This is a genomic window from Bacillus sp. ABR, from assembly GCF_056172715.1.
Genome location: NZ_JAOYSL010000001.1, coordinates 928,702 through 941,193, shown reverse-complemented (window position 1 = coordinate 941,193; position 12,492 = coordinate 928,702). Strand labels below are relative to the sequence as shown.

General features: G+C 41.2%; 11 protein-coding genes. 9 read left to right on the top strand and 2 right to left on the bottom strand.

The window, feature by feature from the left end; translation table 11 throughout:
• Positions 1–28: 28 nt before the first annotated feature.
• Both OIT90_RS04770 and OIT90_RS04765 read left to right on the top strand, forming a co-directional pair.
• A complete protein-coding gene (locus tag OIT90_RS04770; protein ID WP_059375881.1) occupies positions 29–1,930 on the top strand; it encodes a transglycosylase domain-containing protein in 1,902 nt (633 codons plus the stop codon).
• Positions 1,931–1,948: 18 nt separating this feature from the next.
• Positions 1,949–2,359: a thiol-disulfide oxidoreductase DCC family protein gene (locus OIT90_RS04765; RefSeq protein WP_268474728.1), complete on the top strand. Its 411-nt coding sequence runs from the start codon at positions 1,949–1,951 to the stop codon at positions 2,357–2,359.
• Positions 2,360–2,402: 43 nt separating this feature from the next.
• On the opposite strand, the gene OIT90_RS04760 is transcribed toward OIT90_RS04765, so the two are convergent.
• On the bottom strand, positions 2,403–2,960 hold the full coding sequence (locus OIT90_RS04760) for a YufK family protein (protein WP_039181089.1): 558 nt from the start codon (positions 2,958–2,960) through the stop codon (positions 2,403–2,405).
• 185 nt (positions 2,961–3,145) lie between these two features.
• On the opposite strand from OIT90_RS04760, the gene malK reads away from it, so the two are divergent.
• From malK to OIT90_RS04725, 7 genes are all read left to right on the top strand, one after another.
• Entirely contained in the window at positions 3,146–4,744 is a 1,599-nt protein-coding gene (gene malK / locus OIT90_RS04755) for a malate sensor histidine kinase MalK (protein WP_474892303.1), read from the top strand.
• Positions 4,737–5,444 carry a response regulator gene (locus tag OIT90_RS04750; protein WP_474892302.1) on the top strand — a complete coding sequence of 236 codons (708 nt, stop codon included), beginning with the start codon at positions 4,737–4,739 and terminating at the stop codon, positions 5,442–5,444. The genes malK and OIT90_RS04750 overlap by 8 nt, the downstream gene beginning before the upstream one ends.
• Before the next feature lie 391 nt (positions 5,445–5,835).
• Positions 5,836–6,918: a BMP family lipoprotein gene (locus OIT90_RS04745; RefSeq protein ID WP_039181096.1), complete on the top strand. Its 1,083-nt coding sequence runs from the start codon at positions 5,836–5,838 to the stop codon at positions 6,916–6,918.
• 159 nt (positions 6,919–7,077) lie between these two features.
• A complete protein-coding gene (locus tag OIT90_RS04740; RefSeq protein ID WP_039181099.1) occupies positions 7,078–8,613 on the top strand; it encodes an ABC transporter ATP-binding protein in 1,536 nt (511 codons plus the stop codon).
• The gene (locus OIT90_RS04735; RefSeq protein ID WP_064498102.1) at positions 8,606–9,652 is read left to right on the top strand and encodes an ABC transporter permease; all 1,047 of its coding nucleotides are present in this window, start codon (positions 8,606–8,608) and stop codon (positions 9,650–9,652) included. The genes OIT90_RS04740 and OIT90_RS04735 overlap by 8 nt, the downstream gene beginning before the upstream one ends.
• Positions 9,653–10,612, top strand: coding sequence for an ABC transporter permease (locus OIT90_RS04730; protein WP_024423311.1), 960 nt, complete (start codon positions 9,653–9,655; stop codon positions 10,610–10,612). It begins immediately after the preceding gene.
• A 176-nt stretch (positions 10,613–10,788) separates the two neighbouring features.
• Positions 10,789–12,126 (top strand): 2-hydroxycarboxylate transporter family protein, encoded by a 1,338-nt coding sequence (locus OIT90_RS04725; RefSeq protein ID WP_047203307.1) that lies wholly within the window; start codon positions 10,789–10,791, stop codon positions 12,124–12,126.
• A 75-nt stretch (positions 12,127–12,201) separates the two neighbouring features.
• Here OIT90_RS04725 and OIT90_RS04720 read toward each other — a convergent pair whose 3' ends face one another.
• Positions 12,202–12,411 (bottom strand): hypothetical protein, encoded by a 210-nt coding sequence (locus OIT90_RS04720; protein WP_024423313.1) that lies wholly within the window; start codon positions 12,409–12,411, stop codon positions 12,202–12,204.
• Positions 12,412–12,492: the final 81 nt, after the last annotated feature.

Sequence of the window (12,492 nt, the reverse complement as noted above, 5' to 3'; positions counted from 1 at the left end):
TCTCGTATTCGCAAAAGAATGGTACGATATGGCTAGAAAATTGAAGAAAGTGAGTGACCTCATGTTTCGTGCAATCATTGGTTGGTTATTACTTGCTGCCCTCATCCCATTATTTGCTCTGACTTTTTATCTATCAAAGGAAGAAGCTGCAAGTGTAAAGCCTGTTAACGAAGTGCTTGATCAAAAAATCAAGCTGGAAAAGATAGATTTTTCCCAAAACAGTTATATGTATGACCGGGATGGTTCTCTCATCTCCGAGATCGTCTCAAACGATGAGAACCGAGTGTTCGTGAAATACGATAAAATTCCTGAACCTGTGAAGGAGCTGTTCCTCCGATCAGAGGACCGCAACTTCTATGACCATAAAGGCATTGACTTTATGGGGGTGGTTCGTGCCCTTGCTGCAAACGTCAAAAACCATGGCATCAGCCAAGGAGCGAGTACGATCACACAGCAGCTGTCCCGTAACTTATATTTAAGCCATGAACGTTCGTTCAGCCGAAAGTTTACAGAGCTGCTCTATTCCTATGAACTTGAGCGGAAATTCTCGAAAGATGAAATTCTCGAAAGCTATTTAAATACGATTTATTTCAGTAATGGTGTTTACGGTGTCGGTTCTGCGGCTAATTACTATTTTGATAAGCCGCTTAGTTCTTTAACACTCGCACAAATGGCATTTATCTCTGCTATTCCAAACAACCCAACACTGTATGACCCATTAAAACAGTTCAAGCACACAAAGAAACGCCAAGAACGACTGCTTGGTATTTTGAAGAAAGATGGCGTCATCACCAAAAAGCAATACAAAAAAGCCGTCAAAGAAAAAATCAGTCTATCCTTAAGTGAAAAGAAAAACCTTTACCCTGACTATGTGACATATGCCAATGAAGAGTTTACCGATCTTGTGTCTGATCAGGAGGGCTTTACAAAACGATTGAAGAAGGCCAAAACGGCTGAAGCAAAAAAGGCAATTCAAAAAGAATTATCTGAAAAGGTCAGTGCTCTGCTCCAGGATGGCGTGAAGATTTATACGGCGCTTGACCCTTCCTTACAGCAAAGAGCTGTCTATCAGCTCAATGCTCAATTGCCTTACCAAGGGGTCGAAGGTGGATCAGCCGTCATTAATCATGAAACGCATCAAATTGTTGCACTTGCTGGCGGGAAAAATTATAAGAAATTTGATTTTAACTATGCTTATCAAGCGCAAAGACAGCCTGGTTCTGCGATTAAGCCGCTTTTAGACTATGCGCCTTATATTGATCAAACCGGTGCAACGGCTTCAAGCACTATCAGTGCCGGCAAGTTTTGCAGCAGCGGATACTGCCCGCAGAACTATAATCATAAAACGTATGGAACAGTCACACTTGAAACAGCCTTTAAAAATTCTTACAATACCCCTGCGATCCGAATGCTGGATACAGTAGGTGTCAAAAAAGGCTTCAGCTATTTAGAGAAGTTCTCATTCGAGCATATCGTAGCAGATGATTACCGCCTTCCTTCTGCACTTGGCGGATTTACGAAAGGCTTCTCACCGCTAGAAATAACAGATGCGTACACCGTTTTTGGCAACCAAGGAGCCTACACACAAAGTCATTCGATCACAAAAGTGACAGACTTAAACGGCAAGACCCTTTACAAGTGGAAAGAGTCGCCAAAGCAAGTATATTCTCAGCGGACAAATGAAACGATGCGTAAGCTGCTTTCCTCCGTTGTAAAAAGTGGAACAGGGAAAAAAGCGAATTTCAATGCCCCTTATATCGGTGGTAAAACAGGGACATCCAATGACTACAAAGATATTTGGTTTGTGGGACTGACAGATCAGTACACAATGGGTGTTTGGGTCGGAAGAGATAGAGGAACGGTTGAATCGATATATAATTCAAGCCCACACTTACGTATTTGGAAAAATACGATGCAATACGCCAGATAAACAGGAGGTTTGATTGCGATGCATTCAACACATCCATCCCATTTAATTTTATTTGACGGTGTCTGCAACGTGTGCAGCGGAGCTGTTCAATTTGTGATTAAGCGCGATCCGAAAGAACGGATGATGTTCGCTTCATTACAATCAGATACAGGACAACGTATCTTAAAGGAAAACGGTTTGCCTTTAGAAGAGTTCAATTCATTCATTTATATTGAAAAAGGGACCCTTTATACGAAGTCAACAGGCATCTTAAAAGCCGCGCGGCATTTAAAAGGGATCTACAGATGGAGCTTTTTACTCCTTGCCATACCTCGCCCAATCCGTGATTGGTTTTATGAGCTGATTGCAAAAAATCGCTACAAATGGTTTGGTCAAAAAACATCTTGTATGATGCCTACACCCGATATTCAAAAGCGGTTTCTTTCATAAAAAAAGCATCCTCCAATGATAGGAGGATGCTTTCTTTGTCTGCTTACGAAGGCAGACTTGCCATCACACTGTTATAAAGCTTAATAAATAAGTACAAAATACCGATCAAAAACGTCGCCCAAAACAGCAGAATAAACATCATAAATCCAATCAAATTCAGCATATTAAGCGATTGATAAATGCGAACCACAACCCAGATAAAATAGACAAGACTTGCTAATGCAAAAAGTCCGACTAGCAGAATGAGCTGCTGCGTCAACAGAAATGCAAGCAAGCTGGCAAATAAATAAACAACGGATGCAATCCGAATTTTCTTTAAGTTCTCCCCTTCAGGGTCCTTAGCGAAAAAGAGTAACGCCAGCTCTAATACCGTATCTGCAATCAGTTTTAAGGCAGATAAGATCATAAAATAAACAAGTGCAAAAGCGGCAAAAAGAGCAAGACGGATGCCCTGTTCTGAGAAAAATTCCAGCATTCCTTTTAAAATACCTGCTTGAGTCAAGAAATCAGTTGTGATACCTACTGTAAAAATCGAAAAAGCAGAGCTGAATAGTAAGATTGAAATCAGCGGAAAATATCCAGTCAAATATGTATTTTTCATAAATAGTTCCTTTCTCATAAGCTCACATTTATTATGGCTCACTTAAAACGGATTGACAAGATGCTTTCAAAGTAAACTGACAGCAAAATCAAATTTATGATTTTGCACGTACATTCCTTCACAAACTTACATTTTCCCGTTAAAGTATTACTGTTACGAAAAAATCGTGCGTTAGGGGTATACTCGTGAAAAAAACTTTAAGACTGCAAACACGGCTGACGATCTTTGTGTGTATCGTTGTCCTGATCTCCCTTTGTATCACATTCTTTACGATATGGTCGGAAACAGCCAAGAACATTCATCAGCAGGAGCGTGACATTGCTCTGTCTACTGCCAAAATGGTCGCAGAGGCACCGATCACAGCACAATCATTAGAAGATCATTCATATTCAGCATTACGAAAATATACAACAAATGTTCAGCAAATCACCAAAACCGAATTCGTTGTCGTCATGGATATGAAAGGTATCCGCAAAACACACCCGAATCCGCATAAGATTGGGAAACGGTTTGCCGGCGGTGATGAAAAAGCAGCATTACAGGGAAAAGAACATATTAGTACGGCTTCTGGAACACTCGGCAGATCCATGCGTGCTTTTGTTCCTGTTTATGATCAAAATGGTAAGCAGCTCGGGGCTGTAGCCGTAGGGATTACGTTAAAGGAAATTGACTTGATTATTCATCAAAGCTTACTTCCACTCTACTTCGTCACATCACTCAGCCTCCTATCTGGCATCATCGGGGCACTCATTGTGGCAAGAAAAGTGAAGAAGATTATGTTTGGACTTGAGCCGGATGAGATTGCCACATTGCTAAAAGAACGAAGTGCCATGCTAGAATCAACAAAAGAAGGGATTCTTGCCGTCGATCAGCACGGTAAAATCAAGCTGGCCAATGCAGAGGCAAAACGACTCTTTCATAATATGGGCATTATGGTTGATCCTAGAGAACAAGATGTTCAAACTCTCCTCCCTTCAAGCGGCTTAAAACAGGTCATTGAAACACGCAAGCCACTGCTTGATCGTGACGTGAGAATGAATGGACTGGAGCTCGTTTTTAATGAAGTACCAATTACAGTAAATGATGAGATTGTCGGGGCCATCGCCACCTTCCGTGACAAAACAGAAGTCAAACACCTGGCTGAGCAGCTTAGCGGGGTCAAAATGTATGCGAATGCCCTCCGTGCCCAGTCACATGAATTTATGAACAAGCTTCATGTCATTTTAGGTTTGGTCCAGCTCAAAAACTACGATGACCTTGGCACCTACATCAAAGATATTGCCATTTATCAGCAAACGGAAACAAATGAAATCATCAACCATGTGAAAAACTCTGTTTTAGCAGGATTTTTACTAGGAAAACAAAGCTATATCAGGGAACAAGGCGCTTCCTTGGAGGTTATTTGCAGCACACAAGTGCCAAATACAGAGGACCCGGCAGTGACGCATGACCTCATTACCGTGATTGGCAACCTGTTAAATAATGCACTCGATGCGGTTTCACATACTGAGACGAAAAACATCTCGATCTCCTTCAGATACGTTCAGGAGCAGCTTCACATTGAAATCACGGACACAGGTGTTGGTCTCACTAAAGAAGAACAAGACTTCATGTTTGATCAAGGCTTTTCAACTAAAGGAGAAGACCGAGGTTTCGGACTCTACTTCGTTGACCAAAGCATCAAGAAATTGAATGGACATATGATTGTCACGAGTGAAAAAGGAGAAGGAACGACCTTTAGTCTTCGCATTCCGTATAAACAAAAGGAGGATTCACATGATTAATGTGTTAATAGTAGAAGATGATCCAATGGTTGGGGAGCTGAACAAACGCTACCTGACCCAAATCGATGGCTTTGAGTTAAAGGGAATTGCCACCTCTTTTCAGCAGGCGCTTGAAGTGTTAAAAACAGAAGTCATTCACCTCGTACTGCTCGATATTTATATGCCAGGTCAAAATGGGCTGGCTTTACTAACAGAAATTCGCCAGCAAAATCATGCCGTTGATGTCATTGTCATTTCGGCTGCAAATGAAGTGGACGTTGTTCAGCAAACGATGCGAAACGGAGCGGTTGATTATTTAATCAAACCTTTTGAGTTCGAACGATTCCAATCAGCACTGGCAGAGTATAAACGGAAACACGCCCTGTATCAATCCATGAACAGCATTTCGCAAAATGATTTAGATGCGAAGCTTTTTCAAAAAAAAGCAGAGGCGGAAAAAGTCCTCCTGCCAAAAGGCCTGACCAAAAGCACACTCAAACTCATATGGACAAGCATTCAATCATTTGGTCAGCAGGCTTTCACGACCGAAGACCTAGCCAATCATACAGAAATCTCTCAAGTCTCCATTAGAAAATATTTGAAATTCCTTGAGGACATCGAAGTGGTGGATGTTGAAATGGCTTATGGGACAATTGGACGTCCTGTTTTCCAATATAAACTGAACACGAGCAATATGAATTTGATTCAGCAATATCTTTAAAGTGTTACATCTGACCTTCACGAAAGGCCAGATGTTTTTTTATGGCATACGATGTAACAAACCCCTTGATATCAGTGGTTCTACTGTAATAGAGCACATCACAAAAGCGGCATTATATCATATTTCGGCAGATAAAAAGACATCAAATAAAGCCATTTAACATTTTTTTAAAAATAAAACAAATTTCTATTTATTTATTCGATGGGAAATGATAAATTATGATTGATTAGTTCAACGAGATATAAGTCTGATGTCTTACATCTTCTCTCCTGTCCTCCATAAGTTTCGTGAGAAAGCAGGATAAAATACCCTCTTTAGGGTGAGAAGAGATAGATCGGTCTTTTTTCGCGAGACTTTTCTGAAACTTTTAAATTTTATAGGGGGTTATGTTTTGAAGAAGCGCAAAATTGGACTAGCATTGTCCTTAGTCGTAGCAGCAGGAACCATCCTTGGAGCATGCGGCAACTCTGGCTCAAACAGCGGTGAAAGCAAAAAAGATAAAGATCAATTCACTGTTGCAATGGTAACTGATGTCGGTGGTGTCGATGACAAATCGTTTAACCAATCAGCTTGGGAAGGTTTACAAGCATTTGGGAAAGACAACAATCTAAAAAAAGGTAAAAACGGCTTTGATTACTTACAATCTAAATCAGATGCTGACTATACAACAAACTTAAACACACTTGCTCGTGAGAAATTCGATCTGATTTACGGAATTGGTTTCTTAATGGAAGATGCTATATCTGAAATTGCGGATCAACGTAAGAAAAACCACTTTGCTATCGTTGATGCAGTCGTGAAAAAAGACAACGTGGCCAGCATCGTTTTTAACGAAAACGAAGGATCATTCCTTGTGGGTGTTGCGGCTGCTCTTACAACAAAATCAAACAAAATTGGTTTTGTCGGCGGCGTTGATTCTGAATTAGTCAGAAAATTCGAAGTCGGTTTCCGCGCAGGTGTTGAAGCTGCTAACCCGAAAGCAAAAGTTGAAGTGAAATATGCTGGTGCATTCGATAAGGCTGACATCGGTAAAGCAACAGCTGAAAGCATGTACAAATCTGGCGTCGACATCATCTATCATGCTGCTGGCGGCACTGGAACTGGTGTCTTCACAGAAGCGAAAAACCTGAAAAAAGCAGATCCTAACCGTAAAGTTTGGGTCATCGGTGTAGATAAAGACCAGTATGACGAAGGAAAAGTACCTGGAACAAAACAAAGTGTCACTCTTACTTCTATGGTTAAGAAAGTAGACACAGCGGTACAAGACTTAACAACAAAAGCAAAAGATGGTAAGTTCCCTGGCGGCGAAGTGATCACATACGGTCTGAAAGAAGGCGCTCTTGACATCTCTCCATCTAAGGAAAACCTTGATAAAGATGTATTAAAGAAAGTGGAAGAATGGAAACAAAAAATCATCAAGGGCGAAATCAAAATCCCTGCAACACGCGATGAATTAAAAGATTTTAAAGCTTAATTTGAGCATCGGGATAAGCGCGCCTTATCCCCTTGCCTCTCCTTTACCTCCTCTTTATTCGTAAAAGGTGGTAAAAGAAAAGCTGCAGCCTCGTTTTGCAGCTTTTCTTTTGCTAGTTTTTATCTTCATCAGCACCCTAAAAAAGGAGCGGTTAAACCTGTGGATTATGTCATTGAAATGTTGAATATACGCAAAGAATTCCCTGGCATTGTAGCAAACGACAACATTACGCTGCAGCTAAAAAAGGGCGAAATTCATGCGCTGCTTGGTGAAAACGGCGCTGGAAAATCAACGCTCATGAACGTGCTTTTCGGACTGTACCAGCCTGAAAAAGGTGAAATCAAGGTACACGGAAAACCCGTGACCATCTCTAGTCCAAATGATGCTAGTGATTTAGGCATCGGAATGGTGCATCAGCACTTTATGCTTGTCGATACCTTTACTGTCGCTGAAAACATCATTTTAGGTAAAGAGCCAAAGAAGTTTGGAAAGATTGACAAAGAGCAAGCCATACAGCAAGTACAAGAGCTTTCTGACCGCTATGGTTTAAAAATAGATCCTGCCGCAAAAGTATCTGACATCTCTGTCGGTATGCAGCAGCGTGCAGAAATCTTAAAAACACTTTACCGCGGCGCTGACATTTTGATCTTCGACGAACCAACGGCCGTTTTAACACCTCAAGAAATCAAAGAACTCATACAAATCATGAAAAACTTAATCAATGAAGGCAAATCCATTATTTTAATCACCCATAAGCTGAAAGAAATTATGGATGCCTGTCATCGCGTGACCATTATCCGAAAAGGTCAAGGTATTCGTACACTTGATGTGGAAAGCACAAATAAAGACGAACTTGCAAGCCTCATGGTTGGTCGTGAAGTGTCATTTAAAACAGACAAAAAAGCTGCTTCTCCTGCTGAGGAAGTTCTTCAAATTCAAGACCTCACAGTAAAAGACGCCAGAGGAATTGAAGCGGTCAAACAGTTAAACCTCTCAGTAAAGGCTGGCGAAATTGTTGGAATTGCTGGGGTAGACGGCAATGGCCAGTCTGAATTAATTGAAGCCATTACCGGTCTAAAAAAATCAGAATCTGGCACGATCATGCTAAACGGGAAAGCCATTCAAAATCTCCCGCCTCGTAAAGTGACCGAATCTGGGATTGGACATATTCCTCAGGACCGTCATAAACATGGACTTGTACTCGATTTTTCAATTGGAGAAAACATTTCCTTACAAACGTATTATCAGCGTCCTTATTCAAAATTCGGCTTATTGAATATGAAGAATATTTATCAAAAGGCAAAACGAATCATTGCGGAGTATGACGTCAGAACACCGAGTGAATATACAGAAGCGCGCGCCTTGTCAGGCGGTAACCAGCAAAAAGCCATTATCGGCCGTGAAGTGGACCGTAATCCTGATTTATTAATCGCCGCTCAGCCGACACGAGGACTTGATGTTGGTGCGATTGAATTTGTTCATAAACGTCTCATTGAGCAAAGAGACTCTGGCAAAGCTGTTTTGCTCATCTCCTTTGAGCTTGATGAAATTATCAATGTTAGTGATAAGATCGCTGTCATTTTCGAAGGCAGCATTGTGGCCATTGTTGATCCAAAAGAAACAACAGAGCAAGAGCTTGGCCTATTAATGGCTGGAAGTACGCAACAGGAAGTGGGGAAAGAAGCAAATGTCTAATCGCTTAACAAATCTGCTGATTCCGCTTATAGCCATTGTACTTGGTCTTTTGGTTGGGGCCATTATTATGCTGGCAAGCGGTTATAGTGTCATCGAAGGCTATGGCGCCCTTTGGAATGGCGTTTTCGGTGAAACCTATTATATGGGAGAAACCATCAGGCAAGTGACACCTTATATTTTATCAGGTCTTGCTGTTGCCTTTGCATTTCGGACAGGCCTGTTTAATATCGGTGTCGAAGGTCAAATGCTTGTTGGCTGGGTAGCTGCTGTATGGATTGGAACAACTGTCCATGCACCTATGTATATTCATCTGCCGCTTGCACTCATCACCGCAGCTGCTGCAGGTGCTCTATGGGGCTTTATTCCCGGATTTTTAAAAGCTCGTTTTTATGTGCATGAGGTCATCGTCACCATCATGATGAACTACATTGCCCTTCATGTCACAAACTATTTAATCTCAAATGTCTTAACAGATAATAAAGATAAAACAGATAAAATCGATGCCACTGCCTCGCTTCGCTCTGGATTTTTTGAGCAGATCACTGATTTCTCCCGGATGCATAACGGTATTTTTGTTGCCATTATTGCGGCGGTCGTGATGTGGATCATTATTCAAAAAACTTCTAAAGGGTTTGAGTTACGGGCTGTTGGAATGAATCAGCAGGCATCACAGTATGCTGGCATGAACGTTCGCCGCAATATCATTTATGCGATGCTCATTTCAGGTGCTTTTGCAGGTCTTGCAGGCGCTATGGAAGGCCTTGGTACATTTGAATATGCCTCTATTAAAGGCTCGTTTACAGGCGTAGGTTTTGATGGAATTGCTGTCGCTTTATTAGGTGGAAATACGGCTGTTGGTGTTGTCCTTGCTGCATTATTGCTTGGTGGACTGAAGGTCGGTGCATTAAATATGCCGCTTGAATCAGGCGTACCGACTGAGGTTGTTGATATTGTCATTGCGATCATCATTCTTTTCGTCGCCTCAAGCTATATTATTCGTCTTGTGATTCAACAAATGAAGAAAAAGGGGGGAAAATAAGTGGGATTTCTGCAAATACTTGAAATCATCGTCCCAGCTACACTTGTTTATGCTGCACCACTTATTTTAACCGCTCTTGGAGGCGTCTTTTCAGAAAGATCAGGTGTTGTCAATATCGGTCTTGAAGGTTTGATGGTCGTCGGAGCATTTTCCAGTATTATCTTTAACTTATTTTTTGCTGATACGTTTGGAGCCTTGACCCCGTGGCTTGGGCTTCTCGTTGGAATGGCCGTTGGCGGATTGTTCTCACTGATTCATGCAGTTGCGACCATTACATTCCGAGCTGATCAAACGGTCAGTGGTGTGGCCATTAACATGCTGGCACTTGGCGCTACACTGTTTGTCGTAAAACTGATTTACGGAAAAGCACAAACTGATAAAATTACAGAACCTTTCTATAAAGGAGATATTCCCCTTTTAAGTGACATTCCGATCATTGGTGATATTTTCTTTAAAGATGTTTATTATACGTCCATACTTGCTTTAGCCCTTGCGGTGGTTGCATGGTTTGTTTTATTTAAAATGCCATTTGGTCTTCGTCTTCGTGCAGTTGGAGAGCATCCAATGGCAGCTGATACAATGGGAATCAAAGTGTACCGAATGCGTTATATCGCTGTCTTCATTAGTGGACTGTTTGGCGGTCTGGGCGGGGCTGTTTATGCCTCAACGATCGCGCTTGATTTCTCCCATGCTACCATTACTGGACAAGGCTTTATCGCACTAGCTGCGCTTGTATTCGGTAAATGGCATCCATTTGGCGCAATGGGAGCTGCTTTATTCTTTGGATTTGCTCAAAGCTTAAGCATCATTGGTTCTCTCCTGCCGCTGTTCCAAGATATACCGAATGTTTATATGCTCATAGCACCATATGTGCTCACCATCTTAGCACTTACTGGCTTCATCGGACGTGCCGATGCACCGAAAGCACTTGGTACACCTTATTTAAAAGGAAAACGATAAATACGATGTATGATCAATCCCCTGAAGGACAAACTATCTTCAGGGGATTTTTGTATGATAAAAAACTCAAAAACTCCTGTTTATTTTACTTTTATTACACTTATTTTAGTTTAATAAATAGATGAGTGTCACAGAATCTTCTACAATTGAGACAAATAGCATTTGGGGGTGTTTATGTGGCTAATGCACAACAATTGAAATCGATTACAGACGATTCTGACAATAATAAAAGCGTTTTCCGTAAGATCATGTCTTGGAAAATTGGTGTTATTGATCTACCTGTGTATTTAGTACTTGCAGCGATTATTTTAACTGCCGCTTATTTTAATAAAATTCCAGCAAATATGCTTGGTGGTTTCGCTGTTATTATGATTTTGGGGATTTTCCTTGGAGATGTAGGACAACGTATTCCAATCTTAAAAGATATTGGTGGACCGGCGATTCTTTCTTTATTCGTACCATCGTTCCTGGTCTTTTTTAATGTTCTAAATCCGAACTCATTGGAAGCGGTTACGTCTCTTATGAAAACGTCGAACTTCCTTTACTTCTATATTTCTGCTCTTGTAGTAGGAAGTATTCTTGGCATGCAGCGAACTGTTTTAGTACAAGGCCTTATTCGTATGTTTGTCCCTCTAGTTGCAGGTACAATTGCAGCTGTGAGTGCTGGTATCCTTGTTGGCCTTTTAGTTGGTTACACACCGCATCATTCATTCTTCTTTATTATTGTACCGATTATTGCCGGTGGTGTTGGAGAAGGGATTTTGCCATTATCTATCGCTTATTCACAAATTCTTGGTGTATCAGCAGAGTCATTAATTTCTCAATTAATCCCTGCGGCTGTCATTGGGAACGTCATTGCCATTATCTGTGCTGGCGCAATGAAGAAGCTTGGTGAGAAACGTCCTGAACTGAACGGGAATGGCCGTCTTGTGAAATCTAAAGAAGCAAACGAAATTTTCGAGCAGCCGGATATGGATGCAAAAGTTGATTTCGGTTTAATGGGTGCTGGTGTACTCGTTGCTTGTACAACCTTCATCTTTGGTGGTTTGTTAGAAAGCTTCGTTCATATTCCAGGTCCAATCTTAATGATTGTTCTTGCTGCTTTAATCAAATACTTAAACGTGATGCCTCAGCATCTTCAAAATGGCTCACAGCAGTTCTACAAGTTTGTATCAAGAAGTTTTACATGGCCGCTAATGGTTGGTCTTGGTATTCTATACATTCCACTTGATGATGTAGCAACTGTCATCTCAATTCCATTCGTATGCGTATGTATCGCTGTTGTACTCGCAATGGTTGGTTCTGGTTACTTCGTTGGAAAACTAATGAACATGTATCCAGTAGAATCTGCTATTGTCACTGGCTGTCACAGCGGACTTGGCGGTACTGGTGATGTTGCCATTCTTTCAGCTTCTGGAAGAATGGGTCTTATGCCTTTCGCACAAGTATCTACACGACTTGGCGGAGCAGCAACTGTTATCTGTGCAACGATCTTACTCAGAATGTTTAGTTAAACTACCACACATAAAAAGCATGAGCTCTCACATGGGCTCATGCTTTTTTATATTTCTTTTCTCCTATAGGATCTCTTATTCATCAGCTAATACAATTCGTAAATATTCCCTGGGCTGAAAAGGATACAGCTTCGTTTCTTGATAGCTCATGTGAAGAAGATGCTCAGAAAATAGCGGCCATTCACTTCCGGCCTGCCACCTTTTTTGATCATTTCGGTCAATCAAGAATGCTCCTCCTAAAATCGTGCAGAATAGGCTTAAGCTGATGGCGATCTTTCGTTTCATTTGATCAGCTCCTTTAAGAAAAGCATGTACGAAAAACAAAACAATATACAATGAGTGTCATTTTTGATAAAATTATTTTTG

Bases quoted from the DNA above. Each gene is read 5' to 3' on its own strand.
- OIT90_RS04750 (WP_474892302.1), top strand. From the start codon at position 4,737: ATGATTAATGTGTTAATAGTAGAAGATGATCCAATGGTTGGGGAGCTG.
- OIT90_RS04765 (WP_268474728.1), top strand. From the start codon at position 1,949: ATGCATTCAACACATCCATCCCATTTAATTTTATTTGACGGTGTCTGC.
- OIT90_RS04760 (WP_039181089.1), bottom strand. From the start codon at position 2,960: ATGAAAAATACATATTTGACTGGATATTTTCCGCTGATTTCAATCTTA.
- OIT90_RS04720 (WP_024423313.1), bottom strand. From the start codon at position 12,411: ATGAAACGAAAGATCGCCATCAGCTTAAGCCTATTCTGCACGATTTTA.
- OIT90_RS04770 (WP_059375881.1), top strand. From the start codon at position 29: ATGGCTAGAAAATTGAAGAAAGTGAGTGACCTCATGTTTCGTGCAATC.
- OIT90_RS04735 (WP_064498102.1), top strand. From the start codon at position 8,606: ATGTCTAATCGCTTAACAAATCTGCTGATTCCGCTTATAGCCATTGTA.